We start from the raw sequence: 22,371 nt of genomic DNA, 5'->3' as shown, positions 1-22,371 counted from the left end.
GGTTGCTCCTAGTACGAGAGGACCGGAGTGGACGGACCGCCGGTGTACCAGTTGTTTCGCCAGAAGCATAGCTGGGTAGCTGCGTCCGGAAGGGATAAACGCTGAAAGCATCTAAGCGTGAAGCCCGTCTCGAGATGAAGTATCTCATAGAGTTAATCTAGTAAGACTCCTTGAAGAAGACAAGGTAGATAGGTTGGGAGTGGAAGTGCTGTAAGGCATGTAGCGGACCAATACTAATAAGTCGAGGGCTTAACTTTTCATCTAAAATGTTCGAATTTCTTCTGTATAGTTTTGAGTTGACATAGTCATGATTGAGCGAGCTGGTGGCTCGCTTTTTTTGTGTCTGCAATGTTTTGTCCGTTGTATAAAATCCGCACAATAAAAAGCAGCTGACTCATTTCTAGTTAGCTGCTTTTTATACATGTCTTATTGATGATTTCTTCTAGCTAAGATGCGGATAACCTTGGCACCGGTGTTATGAATCTTACGCAGAGGCGCAACCTTGGTTTTTACTTTCGGCTTGATTTCCTTAGCGTTGCCAAAATTGCCACGTTTTAAAACGGTGGTTTTCGTCTTGTCGGGTTTGAAGAAGTTGCGGATTTCCTTGGAGAGCTTATCCGGCTCGGCATCTTCCTGACAGAGGAAAATATCCAGGGCAACATATTTAAGATCCGCGTAGATATGAAGGGTGATATGACCATCGGGCAGGATAGCCATAAGCAAATTATGATCTTCGTCTAATTGCTGGATTTTCGTATCGATGACCTTGAGATTGTTGTCGGCAAGAGCATCGTCGAGCATCGTTTTTATGAGTTCTATATCAGTAAGTTTATTGTTTTTGCAGTTGAATAAATCGGCCGTTAAATGACGGGCTAAGATTTTCACTATATTTTTCGCTCCTTTTCTGTCAATACATACTTATTTATATTATAGTTTATCGCATGGATGACAGTCAAGTGTTCGGGGCAGAAGAGGCTTTTTTCCAACTCAAATACAAAAAGATAAGCAGGGCAACGGTGAAGGCAATGAAGCTGGTGGTTTGGGCACTGGTCATGAAGGCCAAGACCTTTTCGGCATAATCCCCCCGCAGAAATTCTAATGTGAAACGAGCTGCACTATAGAGCATGACGTAGAGGGCAAAGCACTGTCCTTTTGCATGATTGGTGCAGCGGAACATTAAGAGTAAAGCGAAGATAACCATATCCAGCTGACCTTCCCAGATTTCGGCGGGCCAAAGGGGCTGGGCGCCATAGGTATGAGCGGCAAGGGTGGTGGCAGGGTATACGATTCCGAAGGAACTGCCGGTGGGGGCACCAAAGGCATCGCCGTTCAAGAGATTGGCACAGCGGCCAAGTGCCTGGCCGAGGATGATAGCAGGAGCTAATACATCCATGAGATGGACCGTGTCCAGCTTATGGTGGCGGCAATAGAGGACTCCGGTCAGTACACCGAGGAAGATACCGCCCTGGATGGCCATGCCCCCTTGCCAAACGTTGAATAGTTCGGTAAGGTGATGGCTGTAATAATCCCAGTCAAAAAAGAATACATCCCACAGTCTGGCTCCAATAAGACCGGCAATTCCGCAGTAGATGCCAAGGTCTATTAGATATTTTTCATCGCCGCGGCCTTCTTTTTTTACGAGAAAATAGCCGACGCCGGTAGCCAATATAATGGAAAGCGACAAGACCAGTCCGTAAGCGCGAACGGGAAAGTCACCTATAAAAAACAAATACTGATGCATGTATAGCCTCCTGAAAAATAGATTAAATTCATCCTCCATTATAACGCCATACTTCCCATTTTGCCAAAGTCAAATCAGGAAGTATTTTTATTCCACTGGGGAAAATATCATTTGAAATCTGTTCGCGCCTATGGTAAAATATGTCATGTTAACATGTAAATGCGTGGATGAAGAGAGTATGCTTTTACAGAAAGTTGAAGCGAACCGGGGCAGGTGAGAGCCGGGAACGAGTAGGGAAAGCGGAAAATCACTTCGGAGCAGCAGGCTGAAAGACGACGATTAGGCCGGGCCGGTATTCCCCGTTACGGAATAGCGTATGATGGTACGTGAAAAATAGGTGGTTTTAGTGTAGGTATTACAGCCTGCATCCTGTTTTGGGATGCAGGCTTTTTCTATTATGAGGAGGAATCCGCTTTGTACAGTAAGGTAGACACCAACCTGAACTTCGTGGAACGGGAGAAGGAAGTCCTGAAGTTCTGGAAAGACAACAACATTGCCCAGAAAGCTATCGACCAGCGCGAAGGCTGCGATACGTTCACATTCTATGATGGCCCGCCGACGGCTAACGGCAAGCCCCATATCGGCCATGTTCTGACCCGCGTCATCAAGGATATGCTGCCGCGCTTCCAGTCCATGAAGGGCAAGAAGGTCCTGCGCAAAGCTGGTTGGGATACTCATGGGCTTCCGGTTGAGCTGGAGGTAGAGAAGGCTGTTGGCATCAATGGCAAGGAACAGATTGAAGAGTACGGTATCGAGCCCTTCATCAAGAAGTGCCGTGAATCGGTTTGGAAGTACAAGGGCATGTGGGAAGAATTCTCCGATGTCGTCGGCTTCTGGGCGGATATGGACAATCCGTATATCACCTACGAGAACAACTTCATCGAGTCCGAGTGGTGGGCGCTCAAGGAAATCTGGAACAAGGGCCTCCTGTATAAGGGCTATAAGGTCGTTCCCTACTGCCCGCGCTGCGGCACCCCGCTTTCGAGCCACGAGGTCGCTCAGGGCTACAAGGATGTCACGGAGCGATCGGCCATGGTCACCTTCAAGGTGAAAGATGAGGATGCGTATTTCCTCGCTTGGACGACGACGCCGTGGACGCTGCCGTCGAATCTCGCCCTCTGCGTAAATCCATCGGTTGATTATGTAAAACTCCGCGTAAATGGCAAGGTATATATCCTGGCTGAGGCGTTGGTTGAAAGCGTTTTTGACGGTGTGGAAGGCGAGCGGGAAGTCCTGGCAAAATTCAAGGGGCAGGAACTTGAGGGCCGTGCTTATGAGCCACTTTATCCCTTTGCCAATGCCGCAGTTGCCAAACAGCCGGGCAAGAAGGCACATATTGTAACCTGTGATGATTATGTTACCACGGAAGATGGTACGGGTATCGTTCATCTGGCTCCGGCCTTTGGTGAAGACGATAACCGGGTCTGCCAGAAGTACAACATCGCTTTTGTCAACCTCGTCAACGGCAAGGGCGAACTGACGGAGGAGACGGATTGGGCCGGCGTATTCGTCAAGAAGGCGGACCCGATGATCTTGGAGGATCTGGAGAAGAAGGGGCTGCTCTTCAAGGCACCGGAATTCACCCACAGCTATCCGCACTGCTGGCGCTGCGATACGCCGCTGCTCTACTATGCGCGTTCGACCTGGTTCATCAAGATGACTGATGTCAAAGACGAACTCGTCGCCAACAACAATACGGTCAACTGGATCCCGAAATCCATCGGCAAGGGCCGTTTCGGCGACTGGCTCGAGCATGTCCAGGATTGGGGCCTTTCCCGTAACCGTTACTGGGGTACGCCGCTGCCGGTTTGGGAGTGCGAATGCGGTCATCAGCATACGATTGGTTCCATTGAGGAACTCAAGTCCATGTCGGACAACTGCCCGGAGGAAATCGAGCTGCATCGTCCGTTCATTGATAAAGTGACGATTAAATGCCCGCAGTGCGGCAAAGAAATGCATCGTGTATCCGAGGTTATCGACTGCTGGTTCGATTCGGGTTCCATGCCCTTTGCCCAGTGGCATTATCCGTTTGAGAACAAGGACATCTTTGAGAAGCGCTTCCCGGCTGACTTCATCTCCGAAGCTGTCGACCAGACTCGCGGCTGGTTCTACTCGCTGATGGCTATCTCGACGCTGCTGTTCCACAAAGCACCCTACAAGAATGTCATCGTTCTCGGTCATGTCCAGGATAAGGACGGCCGCAAGATGAGCAAGTCCAAGGGCAATGCCGTTGACCCGATGGATGCCCTGCGCCAGCATGGTGCCGACGCTATCCGCTGGTACTTCTATGAGAACAGTGCCCCGTGGCTGCCGAACCGCTTCCATGATGATGCGGTACAGGAAGGCCAGCGCAAATTCATGGGTACCCTCTGGAATACCTATGCTTTCTTCGTGCTTTATGCGAATATCGACCAGTTCGATGCAACGAAATACACGCTGGATTACGACAAGCTCAGCGTCATGGATAAATGGGTTCTTTCCCGTCTCAACACGATGGTCAAGGAAGTGGACAAAGACCTTTCAAGCTATCGCGTAACTGAGGCTGCCAAAGCCCTGCAGGAATTTGTGGACCAGCTCTCCAACTGGTATGTTCGTGGCAGCCGCAGTCGCTTCTGGGCTAAGGGCATGGAGCAGGATAAGATCAATGCCTATATGACGCTCTGGACGGCACTGGTCACCACGGCTAAGACGGCTGCGCCGATGGTTCCCTTCATCACGGAGTCCATCTACCGCAACCTCGTCTGCAGCATTGATGCGCAGGCACCGGAGTCCGTACATTTGGCTGACTTCCCGGTAGCAAACGATTCCTGGATCGACGAAGAGCTTGAGGCCAATATGGAACTTGTACTGGAAATCGTCGTCCTGGGCCGTGCGTCCCGCAACGAGACGAATATCAAGAACCGCCAGCCGGTGGCCAACATGTTTGTCCATGCCGAGCGCGAGCTGCCGGAGTTCTTCAAGAAGATTGTCGAAGATGAGCTCAACGTCAAGGCTGTGACCTTCAAGGAAGACATGGAGGAATATCTCTCCTACAGCTTCAAGCCCCAGTTCCGCGTCCTTGGACCGAAGGTCGGCAAGCAGATTGGCGAGATCAAGGCTGCCCTTGGCAAGCTCAACGGTTCGAAGGCCAAGGCTGAGCTTGACAGCACGGGAACCCTCAAATTGACGCTGTCCAGCGGCGAAGTCACGCTGACGCCGGAAGACGTTGAGGTCTCGATGGCTCAGAAAGAGGGCTTCAACTGCCAGCGCTACAACGGCGTGACGATTGCCCTGGATACGACGCTGACTGAAGAGCTGCTGGAAGAGGGCTTTGTGCGCGAGGTCATCAGCAAGGTGCAGACCATGCGCAAGGAAAACGGCTTTGAGGTCACGGACCATATAACGGTCAGCCTCAGCGGCAATGAAAAGCTCGAAGCTATCGTCAAGAAAAACGAGCAATATCTGAAGGATATCACGCTGGCCGATGCGGTATGCTATGGTAGTCTTGAGGGAACAGAAAAAGAATGGAACATCAACGGTGAATCCCTTACGATTGCCGTAAAATAATTGTTTCCGTTGAATGGGAAAACCTTCTCCGCCTGCGAGAAGGTTTTTCTTTTAGAATTATTGGCTGGTTGGCAGGAAATTTCCATAAAAAAAAGAATAGATAAACAAGATTCTAATTGAGGAGGGCGGTTCATGGAGAAAAAACTAGAATGGGAATCAGTTGATACGCAGCAGAGACATGAGCAGGAACATGAACACACGCATCAATTGGCAGATGGGACGATTATCCGGCATACCCATGGGCATAAGCATAGCCATACTCAAACCAAGGCAGTGTTAAACCGTATGTCACGGCTTATTGGTCATCTGGAAGCAATCAAGCGTATGGTGGAAGATGGCAGGGACTGCAGTGAAGTCTTGGTGCAGCTATCAGCGGTACGCAGTGCCATTAATGGCGTAAGTAAGATTATCCTCAAGGATCATTTGGAACACTGCGTCGTTGATGCGGTACGGGATAATGATAAAGAAGCTCTTGAGCAATTGAACAAAGCGATTGACCAGTTCATGAAATAAGGAACTGGTCAAGGGAGGAGGGCAATTATGGAACAACTTCAGATAAAAGCAACGCTGGAACAGGCTGGGGTAGATTATGACAAAGGCTTGGAGCGTTTTATGGGAAACGTGGCGCTTTATCATAAGTTCCTGTTGAAATTCCTTAACGATGGTTCCTATGAAGAATTTGTCACCAGTCTTTCCGTTCCGGACATGGCCATGGCCGAAAAGAGTGTTCATACCTTGAAGGGAACAGCTGGTAATCTCAGTTTGATGAAATTATTCCGGGCGGCGGATGATACGGTACAGGCTATTCGCACTACCCAAGACCATGAGGAAATCCAAAAGCTGGCCGATTCGGTAGGCGTAATTTATCGTAAGACTTGTGATGCCATTCGCAAGAGTGTAGGAGATTGATTGCCGAGGCATTCTTCCAAGGAAGAATGCCTTTTGTTTTGTGATACATGTTACGGTAAAAATAGGGAAAATCCGCTATGCTAGAATAGTTGTTGATGGCGTATATTAATAAAAAAAATATATTTTCATATTGATACGTGATACAATATAGTAATAATTCAAAGGTATGGAATTCGTTTCCTAGGAGGTCCCATTTATGGCACAGAATAAAATCGTAATCAGTCAGGTAATGATGCCGAGTCAGGCAAACCCGAATGGCAATGTTCATGGCGGGGAAATCATGAAAATGATGGATTCAACGGCTTATGCTGCTGCTCGCCGCTATGCTCGTTCCAATGTAGTTACCGCTCGTGTTGACGAGTTGGAATTTCATCTGCCTATCTTGATTGGCGATTTGGTGACTTGTTCAGCGGAAATTGTTTTTGTGGGGCACAGTTCGATGGAAATAGCCGTCAATGTGGATGTGGAGGACCTGGAGCAGGAGGGAAAACCACAGCGGGCATTGACTGCCTATTTCACGATGGTGGCTTTGGACCGTAATGCACGCCCAAAATCCGTTCCGCCGTTGATTCTTGACACGGAAGAAGCAAAAAGGGCTTTTGAAGATGGACGTCGTCGCTATGAGGCGCACAAAGAGCGCAAAAGAATCCAGCGCGAGAAGGAAAATGCCCGTCTGGCGGCGAAGAAATCTCCGAGAGTACCGGAAGATAGTCATAAAAAATAAAAAAAGTTTACAGTTTTACACTGAAATGCTTGCAAAATGTATTTTATTGTGATATCGTAGTATGCAACACAGAGAAATGCATTGCAGAGGAATAGTACGTGTTCGGATATTTCCAGGGAGTTGTCGGTTGGTGAAAGACAATAGTTGATGAATACGGAACTCACCTTGAAGCAGTCCGCTGAAAGCCCGACGGGGTGAGTAGACCGGAACGGTTCCTGACCGTTATCGAACAGGAGGACTTGATGGAGTCTGTATGAGGTGCCGACAGGCACGAATTTGAGTGGTAACACGTAAGCTAGCCTTTCGTCTCTTAGAGATGAAAGGCTTTTATTTTTAGGAGGGATTCGCAGATGATGAATTATCAGAAGTACAGCAAAGGTTATTTCATGCCGCCGGAGATTGACCTGGAATGGGCGAAGAAGGACGCCCCGGACCATGCGCCAATCTGGTGCAGCGTGGATATGCGTGATGGCAACCAGGCTCTTATTACGCCAATGAACCTGGAGGAAAAGCTGGAATTCTACAAGATGCTCATCAAAGTCGGCTTCAAGGAAATTGAGGTGGGCTTCCCCGCGGCCTCCGAAACCGAGTACGAATTTCTGCGCCGGCTGGTAGAGGATGACCTGATTCCTGATGATGTGACGATTCAGGTACTTACCCAGGCTCGTGAGCATATCATCCGCAAGACCTTTGAAGCTCTTAAGGGCGTCAAGAATGCCATCGTTCATGTTTACAATTCTACTTCGGTTGCTCAGCGCCAGCAGGTATTCCGCAAATCGAAGGAAGAAATTAAACAGATGGCTGTGGATGGGGCAAAACTCTTGCAGCAGCTTACCGAGGAGGCCGGTGCCAATTATCGCTTTGAGTATTCGCCGGAATCCTTTACGGGAACAGAGCCGGAGTATGCGCTGGAGGTCTGCAATGCGGTTTTAGATGTCTGGAAGCCCACGGCTGACCGCAAGGCCATCATCAATCTGCCGGTTACCGTTGAGATGAGCATGCCCCATGTATATGCCATGCAGGTTGCCTATATGAATAAGCATCTCAAATACCGTGAGAACGTCGTGCTGTCCCTGCATCCGCACAATGACCGGGGCTGCGGCGTAGCCGATACGGAGATGGGAATCTTAGCTGGTGCTGACCGGGTGGAAGGAACGCTCTTTGGCAACGGCGAGCGCACAGGCAATGTGGATATTGTGACCGTGGGCATGAATATGTTTGCCCTGGGGGTTGACCCGGAATTGGATTTTTCCCATATGTCAGAGCTGGTTGATACCTATGAGCGGCTCACGCGAATGGAAGTTAGCTATCGTCAGCCTTATGCTGGTAAATTGGTCTTTGCGGCTTTCTCCGGTTCCCATCAGGATGCCATTGCCAAAGGCATGAAGTGGAAAGAGGAAAAGAATCCCGATAAATGGACCCTTCCGTATCTTTATATCGACCCGAAGGATGTGGGCCGGGAATATGACGGGGATGTCATCCGCATCAATAGCCAGTCGGGCAAGGGCGGCGTTGGCTTCATCATGGAGCAAAAATACGGCATTGAGATGCCGAAGAAGATGCGGGAGGATTTTGGTTACTGCGTCAAGGGCGTATCCGACCACAAACACAAAGAACTCATGCCGGATGAAATCTTTCAGATTTTCCAGAATGAGTATGTCAACATCGTGGAGCCCTATGAACTGGTGGATTTCCTGCTGAAAAAAGAGCCGGATGGAACGCGTTCGGGGACGGTAGACCTCAAGGTAGAGGGGAAGGAAGTTACCTACGAGGCTCGCGGCAACGGCCGTTTGGATGCCGTTTCCAATGCGCTGCAGAAAAATCTGGGAATTGTCTATAAGGACTTGACCTATAGTGAACATGCTATGGAGGTGGGGCAGAATTCCCGGGCTATGGCGTATATCGGCATTACGGCGGAAAATGGGCACATCACTTGGGGTGCTGGCATGGATACCGATATCATTACCGCATCCATCCAGGCGTTAATCAGTGCCATCAATCGCATGAAAGCCGGTAAATAAATTTCATCCGTTCTTAGGAAAAAGATGTTATAATGGAATCGCATTTTGTTTGGTGTGATAAATAAAAGGGTGATTCCATGAAGAAGCTTTTCTTATCCTGTCTCCTGACAGCGATTATTACGATAATCGTTGCTGTGACGGCCTTCGTCATGGGGACAGGATATTTTATTGGCAATTATGCCGTTCATTTTGGTCTGGAACGGGGCACGGCGGATAATCCCCAGGAACCGCCGCGGGCCTATGCCCTGTTGATGCCGCCGGAGGCACGGCGATTTAACAAGCCAGACTATACCGATGAGACCTGGCACATGACTTCTTTTGATGGCTTGGCGATGACGGCTACGCATTTCATGCCGGATACGGATAGCGACCGTTGGGTCATCGTTGCCCATGGTTATGGCTGCACTCAGCAGAATTCCTGGTATATCGCCGAAAATTATCTCATGATGGGCTATCACGTGCTGACGCCTGACCTTAGAGCCTCCGGTGACAGTGAAGGAAAGTTCCTGACGATGGGCTGTAAGGAAAGCGCAGACATCGCAGCTTGGGCAAGGCTGGTGGCTAGGCGCCATCCTCAGGCAAAGATTGTGCTGCATGGCGTGTCCATGGGGGCGGCTTCGGTGATGATGGCAGCTTCCCGGGATGATTTGCCCGTTCAGGCTGTTGCTTGTGTCGAGGACTGTGGGTATACCAGCGCCTTTGATTTATTGGTGCATCAGATAACGGAGTCCTTTGGCTTGCCAGCCTTTCCGGCCATGCAGCTTTTGGATTGGCGCTGCCAAAAGGTAGCGGACTTTAGCCTGCGTGATGCAGAGCCCGTCACAGCGGTGAAAAAATCCAAGCTGCCGATTCTCTTTATTCATGGCTCTAAAGATCCACTGGTGCCGGTGGATATGGCGGAGACGTTATACGAACAGGCAGAAGCCCCGGAAAAGAAGCTGTTGATTATCGATGGAGCCGTCCATGCTATCGCATCGCAAAAAGAGCAGGAAAAATATTTCAAGACGGTCAATGATTTTGTGAGACCCTATATGGAAACGAAGGAGTAAGGTATGAAGGCTGTTGTCACGCGAGTAAAATCGGCGTCGGTGATGATTGAAGGAAAGGTAAATGGTGCGATTGAGCAGGGCTTTTTAGTCTTGTTGGGGGTTGGCCCGGAGGATACGCCGGAGATTTGCGCCCGGCTAGCGGAAAAAGTCGCCAATGTGCGGGTGTTTTCCGATGAAGCTGGCAAGATGAACCTGAGCATCGACCAGGTGGGGGGCGCTTTCCTGGTGGTTTCTCAGTTTACCCTCTATGCCGATTTAAAGAAGCGCCGTCCTGGCTTTAGTCATGCGGCAAAACCAGAATTGGCTAATGTACTATATGAACAGTTTATGCAGGAATTGCGGGACAAGGGCTTTGCGGTGGAACACGGTGAGTTCGGAGCGGACATGCAGGTGGAATCGGTTAACGATGGTCCGGTAACCCTGCTTTTTGATACGGAGGAAATGTGATGGAAAAAACATTGTTGCAGAAATATGCAAGGCTAGTGGTAAAGGTTGGTGTCAATCTGCAAAAAGATCAGATCCTTGTCATCAATTCGCCGATTGAATGCGCCGAGTTTGCCCGCAGTATTGCTGAGGAGGCTTTTGCAGCCGGAGCTCATGATGTGGTGGTAAGCTGGGGCGATGAGCTGCTGGCGCATATCCGCTACCAACGGGGCCAAAAAGAACTGTTTACGGAGTTTCCCAAATGGCGGCAAAAATTCTACATGGATTATGCCGAGCAGGGAGCGGCCTTTGTATCCATTGCGGCTCGGGATCCGGAGATATTTAACGACATTGAGCCGGAAAAATTGAAACTTTCTCAGCAGGCAGCTGGGGCTGCTTTGTTAGAATACCGGGCTCGGTTGATGAACAATCGCAATACCTGGTGTGTGGTTTCTGTCCCCACGGTGAGCTGGGCAGCAAAGGTATTTCCGAACTGCTCGGAAGAAGAGGCTGTGGCAAAATTGTGGCAAGCCATCTTCCAGACCGTTCGCATTGAGGAGGATAAAGACCCGGTAGCAGCCTGGAAGGAGCATATCGCTTTCCTGCAGAAGGCGGCAAAATTCCTGAACGACCATGATTTTGCGTCGCTTCATTATACCAACAATCTCGGCACGGACCTCACCATCGAGCTGCCGGAAGGCCATATTTGGGCCGGCGGGGCCGAGCTTTCGGAACTGGGCATTGAGTTTGCCGCCAACATGCCGACGGAGGAAGTCTATACTCTGCCGAAACGGGATGGCGTCAATGGTACGGTGGTGGCAGCAAAACCCCTCAACTTCAACGGCAATCTGATTGAAGGCTTCAAGCTGACCTTTAAGGATGGCAAGGTGGTGGATTATTCGGCGAAAAAGGGCGAAAAAATTCTTAAGGGCTTGCTGGAAACAGATGAAGGTGCTCGCTATTTGGGAGAAGTGGCCTTGGTACCGTATGATTCGCCAATCTCAAAGAGTGGCATCCTGTTTTACAATACCCTCTTTGATGAAAATGCTTCCTGCCATCTGGCCTTGGGAAAGGCTTATCCGACTTGCATCAAGGACGGAGAGACGATGGACAGCGTGACTCTTTTGCAGCATGGTGTCAACGATTCGCTGCTGCATGAAGACTTCATGATTGGTACTCGCGACCTGGATATTGTTGGCACGACGAAGGATGGGAAAAAGATTCCGGTATTCCAGAATGGCAATTTCGCCTTTTGACAAGCTGTAGCGATTTTGTTTTGAATACGGTATAATAGTGGCCGGACTTATAAGGAAAATCTGCGCGATGGCGCAGGGAAAGAGGCTGTTATGAAACAAAAATGGTTTTCAGCTGGCGTTCTTTTGGCGCTGGTGTTTAGTCTGCTGACGGTCTGGACAATGCCGGCAGGAGCACAGGCAAAACTGCTTGATGAGGATTTTATCTGCAATACGGTGGCCCTTGGGGATGATGATGCCAAGGTAATCGAGGCTTTTGGGAACCCGATTTATGATCGTACGGTTCGCATTGCCGGCATTTTGGTGAAGGAATGCGACTTCAACGGGGATTTTACCATCGGCTTTGCGGTAAATACCGGCAAGGTGGTGGATATTACCATCAAGAACAAGAAGTATGAAGCTCGCAATGGGGTTCGCTATGGTGCTACCGCTGCCTGGATTCAGCAGACCTATGGAGCGAAGAAAGCACGGCGGATTGATGGGAATAAGTTCTTCGTTTATGACAATCCCAAAGACCGCTTCCAGCATTTGATGCTTCAGATGAATACGGAGGATAACTCGCTTTTGGTCATGCGCATTACGGCGCTTCCCGTCGATGATACGGAGCGGCAGGAACTCATGATCCGCAAACCGGAACTTTTTCGGGAGAAAGAACAGAAGAGCGTCTGGTTCATTCCCAGCGAGAAGGAAATCGATATGTCGGCAATGCCGGAGGATAAGCCAATCAGACTGGGAGGTTTGACAGAATGATTCAGCTGCGGATGCTGGAACATCGCATACTGCGCTATTTGGGAATTACCCTTGGCTGCTTGATTGCCAGTTGTTCCATCAATCTGTTCCTGGTGCCGGCACACCTGCTTACAGGCGGTGCGACGGGCATTGCTATTATTGTTTACTATTTAGCCCATCTGCCCATTGGTTTACAGACCTTCGCCTATAATTTGCCCTTATTGGCGGCGGCTTGGAAGACCTTGGGGCGCGGCTATACCTTTGATGTTATCATCGGTACGGCCATATTTTCGTTCTGTCTGGACTTCACGCGGTTTTTAAACGCCTATGCTCCGGTCAACGACATCATGCTGGCGGCGATTTTTGGCGGCGTGTTTAACGGCATCGGCTATGGTATCGTATTCCGCATGAACGGCAGTACCGGCGGTTTTGATATCATCGGTGCCATTGTGAAGAAGTATTATTCCCTCAACATGGGCGGCGTAATCTTTGGCTTTAACTGTTTGATTATGCTGGTGGCCGGTTTTCTCTTTGGCGTTGCGCCGGCAATGTTCACCCTTATCTGCATGTATATGAATGCGATGGTTACCGATAAGGTCATCGCCGGATTCAACAGCCGCAAGGCGGTACTTATTGTTTCGAATCAGTCGGAGCATATCGCCGAAGCTATCATGGAAGTGGGCCGCGGCGTTACGTTTTTGCATGGACAGGGAGCTTTCACCCGGCGGGAACGCAATGTGGTTTTTGTGGTGGTGACGCTTACCCAGGTGGCGAAAATTAAGATGATTGCCAATGCCATCGACAGTGATGCCTTCATGATTATCATGTCGGCCAATGAGGTCATGGGACGGGGATTCAGTTCCCCAGGCATACGGGTTGGCAACGTCATCAAGCGTTATGAAGGGAAGGATACCTAATGGATATTGCAGTCACGTATCTTTTGAACAGCGGGTTTCTTGTACGCGTTGGCCGCACGCTGCTGGTATTTGACGATTTTGAGGACCAGCAGGATGTGGTGGGCAAGGCCATCCAGGCAAGGGAGGAATATGATGCCCTGTATATCTTTGCCACCCATGCCCATTTTGACCATTTCGATGCGCATATCCGAAACTATCAGCAGGATACCTCCCGTTATATTTTTGGCTATGACATAAGGCGGACAAAGCGCGCTCGCTTGTTCCCTAAGGAAAAAGTCACCTATATGCGGCCCTATGAGGAATGGGAAGATGATTGCCTCAAAGTGGAGTCCTATGACTCCACCGATGTGGGGGTGGCTTTCCGGGTTACGGAAAAGGCCACGGGCAAGAGTATTTTCCACGCCGGGGACTTTAACTGGTGGGATTGGACTGGGGAGACGGCAGAGAACCGCAAGCTGGCGGAAAATGCCTTTCGCAAACAGCTCAAAAGGCTGGAAGGTATGAAGGCAGACCTGGCCTTCTTTCCGGTGGATGGCCGCCTTGGCCCCATGCAGGATAAAGGCGTGCGCGAGTTCATCCGGGTGGTGGATATCGGTGCGCTGATCACCATGCACGACTTGGAGGAATCCGGCTGGAAGCCAGGGGCGGACTTTTTCCCGGAAGGGAAGCGGTTCCCCGTGTGGTCACCGGCTGTTTCCGGCGAGAAAAAACTGGTTGAAATGTCTGGAGGTATTACGGTAAAATGAAGAAAATAATGATTTTGCTGCTCGCAAGTATTCTGGTACTCACTGGTGGGTGCCTGGCAGCGGACGGCTCAGATAATGGAGGAGACAAAAAAGTGGCAAATCGCATTGCAGTAATCCAGACGAATAAAGGAACGATTGAAATCGAGCTCTTCGAAGATAAGACGCCGATTACGACGAAAAACTTCATTGACCTTGCCGAGAAGGGCTTCTATGATGGTGTTATCTTCCATCGCGTCATCGATGGGTTCATGATTCAGGGCGGCGATCCGGATGGTCTTGGTACGGGTGGCCCGGGGTACACGATTGAAGATGAGTTCCGGGATGACTTGACCTTTGACGGCGAAGGCATCCTGGCTATGGCTAACACGGGGATGCCCCACACGGGCGGCAGCCAGTTCTTTATCACGCTGGATGAAACGCCGTGGCTTAACAACCGTCACACGATTTTCGGTAAAGTCATAAAGGGCATGGATGTAGTTCGCGATATCGGTCACACGCAGACTGGTTTCCAGGACCGTCCGGTTCACGACGTGGTGATGGAAAAGGTTACCATCAAAGACGCAGAATAATGGCTGAGGCCTACACCTATATCCTTGAGTGTGGGGACGGCAGCCTCTATACCGGCTGGACCAACGATCTCGGGAAACGGGTGAAGACGCACAATGCCGGGCAGGGCGCGAAGTATACGCGCTCCCGCCTGCCTGTGCGTCTTGTCTATTTCGAGACCTTTGCGGATAAGCAGGCGGCCCAGAGCCGTGAGTGGCAGATTAAGCAGCTCACGCGCGCACAGAAGCTGGCTCTCATTGACAAGGATTCAAAAAAAAATTATAATAAATAAGTTACTATGGAATATTAATCTGATTTTGCAAAGGGGCGTTTCTACATGGCAGATAAAAAGGTCATGCTGACCGAAGACGGCTATAATAAACTGGTGGAAAAAGTTAACTATCTCAAGAGCGTACGCCGTATTGAGATTGCTGAGCGCCTGAAGGCAGCAATTGCCCTCGGTGACCTTTCGGAGAACTCCGAGTACGATGATGCGAAAAACGAGCAGGCATTCCTCGAAGGTGAGATTCAGGAACTCGAGGCGAAAATCCGCAACTCCGATATCATTAAAGCTGGCAGCAGCGATACGGTACAGATGGGTTCAAAAGTCGTCGTTCTCGATGTAGAGTTCGCAGAAGACGGCCCGCAGACCTTTATGCTGGTTGGTTCCACCGAGGCAGACCCGGACGAGGGTAAAATCTCTAACGAGAGCCCGCTAGGCCAGGCACTCTTGGGCCAGAAGGTCGGTGCTACGGTTGATGTACACGCTCCGGCTGGCATCATTCAGTACAAGATTGAAGAAATCAAAGGCTAAGAATCGCCGTATAGATAGGAGTAATTGCTTTTATGGCAGAAAACAAAGAAAATGCGCAGCAGAGCCAGGAGCAGGATCTCAATGAGATGCTTAAGGTTCGCCGCGAGAAAATGGAAGCGTTCAAGGAAATTGGCGTTGCACCCTTTGGCCATCGCTATGAGGTGACGGATTACGCCGAGGACATCAAGAAGAACAATGATGGCCTGGAAGGTGACGAAGAGGGCCCAGAGGTAAATATTGCCGGCCGTCTTATGGCTATCCGTGGCCATGGCAAGGCTTCTTTCTGCACGCTCAATGACCGTACGGGCAACATTCAGGTCTATTTCAAGATCGATGTCCTCGGTGAGGAGAAATACAAGCAGCAGTTCCGCAAACTCGATATTGGTGATATCGTCGGCATTCGTGGTGTGGTTTTCAAGACTCATCGCGGTGAGGTTACGGTTCGCGTTGAGGATTTCGAACTGCTCAGCAAATCCCTGCGTCCGCTGCCGGAGAAATTCCACGGCCTGCAGGATGTGGATATCCGCTATCGCCAGCGTTATCTCGACCTCATCATGAATCAGGATGTCCGCGAGACGTTCCGCCGCCGCACGAAGACCATCAACTCGATTCGTGAATATCTCGATGAGCGCGGCTACCTTGAAGTAGAGACGCCGGTACTGTCGACGATTGCCGGCGGTGCTGCTGCCCGTCCGTTTATCACGCATCACAATACGCTGGACATTGACCTGTATCTGCGCATTGCCACGGAGCTGAACCTCAAACGTCTCATCGTTGGCGGTTTGGATCGTGTTTATGAAATCGGTCGTATCTTCCGCAATGAGGGCATGGACGTCCGTCACAATCCGGAATTCACCTCCATCGAGTTCTATCAGGCGTTTGCTGACTATACGGATATGATGGACCTTACTGAGGGTATCGTCGTCAATGCGGCCATGAAAGTTCTGGGCACACCGGTTATCAATTACCAGGGTGTGGAGATTGATCTTTCCAAGGTTAAACGCATCAGCATGAATGATGCGGTTAAAGAAGCTACGGGCAAAGACTTCATGTCCTGCGAAACGGTGGAAGAAGCCCGCAAGATGGCCGATGAGATCGGTGTACCCTACGAGGAGCGCCATGGCATCGGCGGTATCCTCAACGCCGCTTTCGAGGAAAAGGTAGAAGAGACGCTGATGCAGCCGACCTTCATCACGGGCCATCCGACGGAAATCTCGCCGCTGGCGAAACGTAATGCAGATGACCCGCGCATCACGGATCGCTTTGAGTTCTTCATCTATGGCCGCGAGCTCGCTAACGGCTTTACGGAGCTCAATGACCCAATCGACCAGAAGGGCCGTTTTGAAGACCAGCTCAAACAGCGTGAAGCTGGTGACGATGAAGCCCATGGCATGGACGAAGACTTCGTCATGGCACTCGAATATGGCCTGCCGCCAACGGGCGGTGTCGGCATCGGTATTGACCGTCTCGTCATGTTCCTGACGGACGCCGCTTCGATCCGCGACGTCCTGCTGTTCCCGACGATGAAGCCGCTCAATGCGCCGGTGCATATCGAGCGTCCGGAAAATCCGGCAGCAGCTGTTCCGGAGAAGATTGACTTCTCGAAGGTTGAAGTCGAGCCGCTTTACGAGGATATGGTTGATTTCGATACGTTCTGCAAATGCGACTTCCGCGCTGTGAAAGTTAAAGCCTGCGAAGCTGTCAAGAAGAGCAAGAAGCTCCTGCAGTTCACGCTGGATGATGGCACGGGCACGGATCGTACGATCCTTTCGGGCATTCATGCTTTCTATGAGCCGGAAGAGCTCATCGGCAAGACGCTCGTGGCAATCGTCAACCTGCCGCCGCGTGCTATGATGGGCATTGAGTCCTGCGGTATGCTGATTTCCGCCGTTCACACGGAGGAAGGCGAAGAGAAACTGCATCTTCTCCAGCTTGATCCGCATATCCCGGCTGGCGCTAAAATGTGCTAATCGGTCAAAATTGACATTTGACTTTTGACAAATGACCGGTCAAATCTGACTTTTGTTGGATTTGACCGGTCATTTTTTGACTTGTCAAACGGTATGCTATAATAGGAGTAATTATAGAACGTACCCCGCGTGAGAAAGGATATGACGAAATGACAGCAGCGATAGAACCGCAGAGGGCAAACGAGGATAGACCGATAATCGATGAATCGTTTCATTTACGGCTGGAGACGGGCGAAAAGCGCTGGATTCCCTGGGATGAAACCGAGCGCGCCAAGGTGTACCAGGCCATGCGCCATATAAAGAATCACGAGGGCGAAAGCGATGAATTGGAGATAGAGCTGATTTCTTCGTGCCTGCGCGGCTATGCGGAAAAACGCGGCTTTGCCGTTGACGCGAGCTATCGCGGGCTGGCGGCCGTGCAACAGCATATCGAAATGATGCGGGAGCCGCAGGCGGCGGCGTACCGCACGCCGCTTTTTGCCGATGCGGTACGATGGGCAGGAAATTATACCGAAGCTTACGAAAGCATGGCAGCTGCGGAGGCAGAACTCGATGAAACGGCCAAGACGGAATATCTGCCGCAAGAGGGCATTATCTTAACGGAAAACGAGGGCATGGATTCTGCCCAATGGGATTGCCAGGTCATGATAGCGGTGAAACTTTTGGCGCTTCAGGAGCGTTTCGCGGAAGAAGCACTGCCAGAGGAAGTGTGTGGGATTTTTTTTGAGCAGCTGGCAGCTGCCGTGCAAAAATTTCTGTACCATCAGATAACCGATGCGTACCGGTTCGAAGATTTTTCGCCGCAGTCTTTGGAACGTCAATATCATGAGTTTGCTTCATGTCATTCACCAGAGCAAACGGGGGAAGCAAATGGTCTTGCTTATGAACTCGCAGCGATTAAACAGGAAAAACCTGACTTGTTTGAACGGCTCAGGCGGGAAACGGAATTGTTGCTGCCAAAACTTACGGCGGAAGAATACGCCGATGACTTGCGGGAAAAAATTGAACAGCAAGGGCTGGCGGCGGAATTTATCGCGGCGGAAGAAGAGGTAAAGCAGCACGAGCGGGAGGCGCGCTCATGGCTTTGCCACCAGCGCCGTCTGCGGGAAAGTGGCGAGGAAGAAGAAAATTTACCCGAAGAGGTGTTACCCGAAGTAGCTTTGTCCGCAGAAAGTTTGTTAGAAGAAAAAATGCCTGAGGAAAAGATGCTGGAAGAAAGAGAGCCCGTTGCACCCGAGGAGCCTTTGCTGCCGGAAATAGAAACCGTATCGCTAAAAGAATGGGTACCTGAGCCGGTGACGGCGGCAGAATTTGATTCGCTTACGAAGGATGGAACCGGTGAGATGCTGAAACTTGTGGCGGAAGAACAACTGGCAGATGAGGAAGAACAAGAAGTGCCCCATCGGAACCGGGCCGTCATTCCCTGGACGACTTGTGAGTATGTTTATCTTGTCGACTGGTTCCTGCATCGGGAGGCCGAGGCGGATATTGCTGCCGAGATTCAAGGGATTTCTGAACGGCTTATCCGGTATCAGCAGCAAAAGGCAGGCTTTGATGAAGCCGTGCAAGAAAATCGCTCACCTGCTCAAGTTGGAGAGCGCGTCTTTACCATGACCCTTTTGCAGCACGGCGAGTCCTGGCAGCAAAGCGGTGCCACCCGCAAGGAAGCGGAACTCTTTTCGAAGGGGGCAGGTGACGATTCGCTGTTCCGCCAATTGGCGGTGCTGGCCAGAAATATTATCGGATAATGGCAGAATGATTTTGCCGTAAAGAGGTGTTTGGCATGAAAAAAGACTTAGCGCCTGGCATATATGAACAGGTTATCAATGAGGGAGTTGCCCAGGGGTTAGAAAAAATTGCTGCGAACCGTGTTGAAATCGATAAGATGGATGAAGAAGAAGCTTCGGTTATTCTGACGGGGTATCTAAAGGATATCATCAAGAAGGGCTTGGATCATACTGCGGATCAGCATGATAAGGCAGAGCGGCTTACCGCTCAAATTGCACTGGCCAATGATATTATTGCGTTGATAAAGGCCAGAACCGAAAATGAGGATTTGCAGCATGAACTCGTAGAAGGGGCTGGCCGGCAGCTATTGGGAATTGCACCGGAAAATTCGTTGCAGCAGGTGAAAAAGAAGTGTGAGTTGCCGCGTCCCGAGACTTCGTTGATTGAAACCTCCCTCTTTACCGGGGCACAAAAAGAGCCCTCTATGTTTCATGAATTAAAAAAGGAAATCTTATCAGCCGACCGCATTGACATGCTGGTGTCCTTTATCAAATGGAGCGGGCTGGTCATGATTATGGAGGAGCTGGAATCCTTTAGCCGTCGAGGGGGCCAGCTGCGGCTGATTGCCACTTCGTATATGGGGGCAACAGATGTAAAGGCCATCGACAAGTTGGCAGAGCTTATGAATTCTTCCGTGCGCATATCCTATGATACGAAGCGTACGCGCCTGCATGCCAAGGCGTATATTTTTTATCGGGATACTGGTTATGACACGGCGTATATCGGTTCTTCCAATTTGTCCCATGCAGCTATTTCAAATGGGCTCGAATGGAATGTTAAGATTACGGCGTATGATTCACCGGCGACCATGAATAAGGTAAAGGCGACCTTTAATTCCTATTGGCATTCGCCGGATTTTGAACCGTATACGCAGGCTAATCATGATTATTTAAATGCTGCAATTGAGCGGGAACGTCATCCTGATTGCTTCCGTGAGAAAGCCAGGGCCTATTTATTTACCATCCGTCCCTATGCGTATCAGCGTCAGATGCTGGATGAACTTCAGATTGACCGCAAGATTCAAGGAAATTTCCGCAATTTGGTGGTGGCGGCAACGGGAACGGGAAAAACGGTGCTGGCAGCCTTTGATTATAAGCGGTTTTGTGAGCAAAATCCTGGAAAGCCCAACCGCCTGCTTTTTATCGCCCATCGCGAGGAAATTTTAGATCAAAGCCGCCAATGCTTTCAGGCAATTTTACAGGATGCAAATTTCGGCGGGAAATTTGTGGGTACATCGAGGCCGCAGACCCAGTCGGAATTCGAGCATTTATTCATGTCAATTCAGACTTTCAATGCGCAGGCTTGGTCTCATATGACAACGGCAACTGCTTATGACTATATCGTAATTGACGAAGCCCACCATGCGGCATCGCCTTCCTATCAGGAATTACTTAGCTACTACCAGCCTAAAATCTTATTGGGACTCACGGCGACGCCGGAGCGCATGGATGGGCAGGACATTACCAAGTATTTTGGCGGTCATATTGCCACGGAGCTTCGGCTGCCCGAGGCTATTGAGCGGGGGATGCTTTGCCACTTTCACTATTTTGGCGTCACCGATGTGGTAGACCTGTCTTCGCTCCAATGGGAGCGTGGCAGTTATCGCCGGAGTGAGCTCAATCGCGTCTACGTATTTGAACATGAAAAGGCACGCCGGCGGGCCCATTTGATTATTCAGAGTGTCAAGCGCTATGTAACCAATCTTATGGAAGTTCACGGCGTTGGGTTCTGTGTTTCCCGGGAACACGCCAAGTTTATGGCCGATTTCTTTAATGAACAGAATATCCCTTCTATCGATTTATCGGGGCTTAGTCCGGATGACGTGCGGCGAGAGGCTAAAACGGCCTTGCAGCAGGGAAATATCCGGTTTATCTTTGTAGTGGATTTGTACAATGAGGGTGTGGATATTCCCAATATCGATACGATTTTGTTTTTGCGGCCCACAGAGTCCCTTACTATTTTTTTGCAGCAGCTTGGCCGCGGTCTGCGGCTGGCCGATGATAAAGATTGCTTGACGGTGCTGGATTTCATCGGTCAGGCCAATAAAAAATATCGTTTTGAGGAAAAGTTCCGGGCTTTGCTGGGAAATACCCGTCGTGGGGTGGCAGAGGAAATTCGCACGGGCATTACTTCGGTACCCCATGGCTGCTACATTCAGCTTGAAGAAAAAGCCCAGCAGTTTGTACTGGATAACATCAAAGGGCAGCTGAACAACAGACGGGGTCTGGTGCAGAAAATCCGGGAGTTCTCCCAGGAGGCAGGAATGCCGTTGACGTTGGAAAACTTTTTGTGTTATTACAAGCTGGATATGGAAAAGATATATTGCAAGGGTGCCAAGGTATCTTTTCATCGCCTTTGTGTACTGGCAGAGGTATTGCCAAACTTCGTGGAACCTGCGGAAGAAAAGCTCACAGCGGCTTGCTCACGGTTTGCTGCCATTGATTCAGCCGAGTGGCTGCGGTTCTTATTGCAGATTTTGCCAGAGCTTTCGAATCTTTCGGTGAATCACTTCTCGGCCCGGGAAGAGCGGCTGCTGCAGATGACCTATTATACGATTTGGAACGATAGCCTTGCGGAGGGATCGGCACGGGAACAGATTTATGAGCGGCTGCAAAGCTTGGGGGAAAATCCGACCATGTTAGCAGAGATTCAGGAAATTGCCGCTTATCGTTTGCATCATTTGCAGGTTATTGGCATGCCGAATCGGTTGTCCTTCGATTGCCCCCTGGAGGTGCATTGCCACTATACCCGTGACCAGCTCTGTGCGGCCATGGATATGTTTAAACCGACAACCCTGCGGCAAGGCGTCTACTATCACAAGGAGAAACATTGCGACATCTTCCTGATCACGCTGAACAAGAGCGAAAAGGATTATTCCCCTTCGACGATGTATCAGGACTATTCGATGAGTGAATGGTTATTTCATTGGGAGTCGCAGAGTACGACTTCCGATACTTCGCCGACAGCAAAGCGTTATTTCCAGCATAAAGAAAACAAACATCAGATTTTGCTCTTCGTCCGTGAATATAAGGAAAATGCTGCAGGTGCTGCGCCCTTTATGTTCCTAGGGACAGCCAATTACGTCAGTCACTCTGGCAGCAAACCCGTGCGTATCATTTGGAAACTTGACGACCCCATCCCGGCGAAGTTCTTGAAGACGACGAATAAGCTGGTGGTGGAATGACGAAGTGGTGT

General features: G+C 50.2%; 19 protein-coding genes, 1 rRNA gene and 1 other annotated feature. Of the genes, 18 read left to right on the top strand and 2 right to left on the bottom strand.

What is annotated here, in order from left to right; genetic code table 11:
* Positions 1-257: ribosomal RNA gene (locus tag BLQ36_RS09770) — 23S ribosomal RNA — on the top strand; the annotation flags it as partial.
* Positions 258-426: 169 nt separating this feature from the next.
* On the opposite strand, the gene BLQ36_RS09765 is transcribed toward BLQ36_RS09770, so the two are convergent.
* Together BLQ36_RS09765 and lgt are read right to left on the bottom strand one after the other, a co-directional pair.
* Positions 427-885 (bottom strand): S-adenosylmethionine decarboxylase family protein, encoded by a 459-nt coding sequence (locus tag BLQ36_RS09765; protein ID WP_074515413.1) that lies wholly within the window; start codon positions 883-885, stop codon positions 427-429.
* Positions 886-952: 67 nt separating this feature from the next.
* Positions 953-1,741, bottom strand: coding sequence for a prolipoprotein diacylglyceryl transferase (lgt, locus tag BLQ36_RS09760; protein ID WP_074515412.1), 789 nt, complete (start codon positions 1,739-1,741; stop codon positions 953-955).
* 414 nt (positions 1,742-2,155) lie between these two features.
* On the opposite strand from lgt, the gene ileS reads away from it, so the two are divergent.
* The 17 genes from ileS (at position 2,156) to BLQ36_RS09675 (ending at position 22,360) form a co-directional block, all read left to right on the top strand.
* Positions 2,156-5,287: an isoleucine--tRNA ligase gene (ileS, locus tag BLQ36_RS09755; RefSeq protein ID WP_074515411.1), complete on the top strand. Its 3,132-nt coding sequence runs from the start codon at positions 2,156-2,158 to the stop codon at positions 5,285-5,287.
* A gap of 132 nt (positions 5,288-5,419) precedes the next feature.
* The gene (locus BLQ36_RS09750; protein WP_074515410.1) at positions 5,420-5,800 is read left to right on the top strand and encodes a metal-sensing transcriptional repressor; all 381 of its coding nucleotides are present in this window, start codon (positions 5,420-5,422) and stop codon (positions 5,798-5,800) included.
* A gap of 27 nt (positions 5,801-5,827) precedes the next feature.
* Positions 5,828-6,196: an Hpt domain-containing protein gene (locus tag BLQ36_RS09745; RefSeq protein WP_074515409.1), complete on the top strand. Its 369-nt coding sequence runs from the start codon at positions 5,828-5,830 to the stop codon at positions 6,194-6,196.
* Positions 6,197-6,392: 196 nt separating this feature from the next.
* A complete protein-coding gene (locus BLQ36_RS09740) occupies positions 6,393-6,920 on the top strand; it encodes an acyl-CoA thioesterase (RefSeq protein ID WP_033170535.1) in 528 nt (175 codons plus the stop codon).
* Positions 6,921-6,992: 72 nt separating this feature from the next.
* Positions 6,993-7,234: a binding site (T-box leader), on the top strand.
* Positions 7,235-7,270: 36 nt separating this feature from the next.
* Positions 7,271-8,941 (top strand): 2-isopropylmalate synthase, encoded by a 1,671-nt coding sequence (locus BLQ36_RS09735; RefSeq protein ID WP_180364857.1) that lies wholly within the window; start codon positions 7,271-7,273, stop codon positions 8,939-8,941.
* Between the two features lie 77 nt (positions 8,942-9,018).
* Positions 9,019-9,990, top strand: coding sequence for an alpha/beta hydrolase (locus BLQ36_RS09730; RefSeq protein WP_074515408.1), 972 nt, complete (start codon positions 9,019-9,021; stop codon positions 9,988-9,990).
* A 3-nt stretch (positions 9,991-9,993) separates the two neighbouring features.
* Positions 9,994-10,437, top strand: a complete 444-nt coding sequence (gene dtd, locus BLQ36_RS09725) for a D-aminoacyl-tRNA deacylase (protein WP_074515407.1) — start codon at positions 9,994-9,996, stop codon at positions 10,435-10,437.
* Positions 10,437-11,669, top strand: coding sequence for an aminopeptidase (locus BLQ36_RS09720; RefSeq protein ID WP_074515406.1), 1,233 nt, complete (start codon positions 10,437-10,439; stop codon positions 11,667-11,669). The genes dtd and BLQ36_RS09720 overlap by 1 nt, the downstream gene beginning before the upstream one ends.
* Positions 11,670-11,759: 90 nt before the next feature.
* Positions 11,760-12,416, top strand: a complete 657-nt coding sequence (locus tag BLQ36_RS09715) for a hypothetical protein (protein ID WP_074515405.1) — start codon at positions 11,760-11,762, stop codon at positions 12,414-12,416.
* Complete coding sequence (locus BLQ36_RS09710) at positions 12,413-13,312, top strand: YitT family protein (RefSeq protein ID WP_074515404.1); 900 nt, start codon at positions 12,413-12,415, stop codon at positions 13,310-13,312. The genes BLQ36_RS09715 and BLQ36_RS09710 overlap by 4 nt, the downstream gene beginning before the upstream one ends.
* Entirely contained in the window at positions 13,312-14,058 is a 747-nt protein-coding gene (locus tag BLQ36_RS09705; RefSeq protein WP_074515403.1) for an MBL fold metallo-hydrolase, read from the top strand. The genes BLQ36_RS09710 and BLQ36_RS09705 overlap by 1 nt, the downstream gene beginning before the upstream one ends.
* On the top strand, positions 14,055-14,627 hold the full coding sequence (locus BLQ36_RS09700; protein WP_074515402.1) for a peptidylprolyl isomerase: 573 nt from the start codon (positions 14,055-14,057) through the stop codon (positions 14,625-14,627). The genes BLQ36_RS09705 and BLQ36_RS09700 overlap by 4 nt, the downstream gene beginning before the upstream one ends.
* Positions 14,627-14,896: a GIY-YIG nuclease family protein gene (locus BLQ36_RS09695; protein WP_033170529.1), complete on the top strand. Its 270-nt coding sequence runs from the start codon at positions 14,627-14,629 to the stop codon at positions 14,894-14,896. The genes BLQ36_RS09700 and BLQ36_RS09695 overlap by 1 nt, the downstream gene beginning before the upstream one ends.
* Before the next feature lie 45 nt (positions 14,897-14,941).
* The gene (gene greA, locus BLQ36_RS09690) at positions 14,942-15,418 is read left to right on the top strand and encodes a transcription elongation factor GreA (protein WP_033170528.1); all 477 of its coding nucleotides are present in this window, start codon (positions 14,942-14,944) and stop codon (positions 15,416-15,418) included.
* A gap of 32 nt (positions 15,419-15,450) precedes the next feature.
* On the top strand, positions 15,451-17,388 hold the full coding sequence (gene lysS, locus BLQ36_RS09685) for a lysine--tRNA ligase (RefSeq protein WP_074515401.1): 1,938 nt from the start codon (positions 15,451-15,453) through the stop codon (positions 17,386-17,388).
* Between the two features lie 149 nt (positions 17,389-17,537).
* Positions 17,538-19,136 carry a hypothetical protein gene (locus BLQ36_RS09680; RefSeq protein WP_074515400.1) on the top strand — a complete coding sequence of 533 codons (1,599 nt, stop codon included), beginning with the start codon at positions 17,538-17,540 and terminating at the stop codon, positions 19,134-19,136.
* 35 nt (positions 19,137-19,171) lie between these two features.
* On the top strand, positions 19,172-22,360 hold the full coding sequence (locus BLQ36_RS09675; RefSeq protein ID WP_074515399.1) for a DUF3427 domain-containing protein: 3,189 nt from the start codon (positions 19,172-19,174) through the stop codon (positions 22,358-22,360).
* The last annotated feature ends 11 nt before the right edge of the window (positions 22,361-22,371 follow it).

The organism is Selenomonas sp. WCT3, from assembly GCA_900100835.1.
GTDB lineage: Bacteria > Bacillota > Negativicutes > Selenomonadales > Selenomonadaceae > Selenomonas_A > Selenomonas_A ruminantium_E.
Note: the sequence above shows the minus strand (reverse complement) of the source record. Positions and strands in the feature narration are given on the sequence as shown.

What these genes read in the sequence shown, in the direction of transcription:
- lgt (WP_074515412.1), bottom strand. Translation starts at nt 1,741, where the DNA reads ATGCATCAGTATTTGTTTTTTATAGGTGACTTTCCCGTTCGCGCTTAC.
- BLQ36_RS09750 (WP_074515410.1), top strand. Translation starts at nt 5,420, where the DNA reads ATGGAGAAAAAACTAGAATGGGAATCAGTTGATACGCAGCAGAGACAT.
- BLQ36_RS09745 (WP_074515409.1), top strand. Translation starts at nt 5,828, where the DNA reads ATGGAACAACTTCAGATAAAAGCAACGCTGGAACAGGCTGGGGTAGAT.
- BLQ36_RS09740 (WP_033170535.1), top strand. Translation starts at nt 6,393, where the DNA reads ATGGCACAGAATAAAATCGTAATCAGTCAGGTAATGATGCCGAGTCAG.
- BLQ36_RS09735 (WP_180364857.1), top strand. Translation starts at nt 7,271, where the DNA reads ATGATGAATTATCAGAAGTACAGCAAAGGTTATTTCATGCCGCCGGAG.
- BLQ36_RS09730 (WP_074515408.1), top strand. Translation starts at nt 9,019, where the DNA reads ATGAAGAAGCTTTTCTTATCCTGTCTCCTGACAGCGATTATTACGATA.
- dtd (WP_074515407.1), top strand. Translation starts at nt 9,994, where the DNA reads ATGAAGGCTGTTGTCACGCGAGTAAAATCGGCGTCGGTGATGATTGAA.
- BLQ36_RS09720 (WP_074515406.1), top strand. Translation starts at nt 10,437, where the DNA reads ATGGAAAAAACATTGTTGCAGAAATATGCAAGGCTAGTGGTAAAGGTT.
- BLQ36_RS09715 (WP_074515405.1), top strand. Translation starts at nt 11,760, where the DNA reads ATGAAACAAAAATGGTTTTCAGCTGGCGTTCTTTTGGCGCTGGTGTTT.
- BLQ36_RS09710 (WP_074515404.1), top strand. Translation starts at nt 12,413, where the DNA reads ATGATTCAGCTGCGGATGCTGGAACATCGCATACTGCGCTATTTGGGA.
- BLQ36_RS09705 (WP_074515403.1), top strand. Translation starts at nt 13,312, where the DNA reads ATGGATATTGCAGTCACGTATCTTTTGAACAGCGGGTTTCTTGTACGC.
- BLQ36_RS09700 (WP_074515402.1), top strand. Translation starts at nt 14,055, where the DNA reads ATGAAGAAAATAATGATTTTGCTGCTCGCAAGTATTCTGGTACTCACT.
- BLQ36_RS09695 (WP_033170529.1), top strand. Translation starts at nt 14,627, where the DNA reads ATGGCTGAGGCCTACACCTATATCCTTGAGTGTGGGGACGGCAGCCTC.
- greA (WP_033170528.1), top strand. Translation starts at nt 14,942, where the DNA reads ATGGCAGATAAAAAGGTCATGCTGACCGAAGACGGCTATAATAAACTG.
- lysS (WP_074515401.1), top strand. Translation starts at nt 15,451, where the DNA reads ATGGCAGAAAACAAAGAAAATGCGCAGCAGAGCCAGGAGCAGGATCTC.
- BLQ36_RS09680 (WP_074515400.1), top strand. Translation starts at nt 17,538, where the DNA reads ATGACAGCAGCGATAGAACCGCAGAGGGCAAACGAGGATAGACCGATA.
- BLQ36_RS09675 (WP_074515399.1), top strand. Translation starts at nt 19,172, where the DNA reads ATGAAAAAAGACTTAGCGCCTGGCATATATGAACAGGTTATCAATGAG.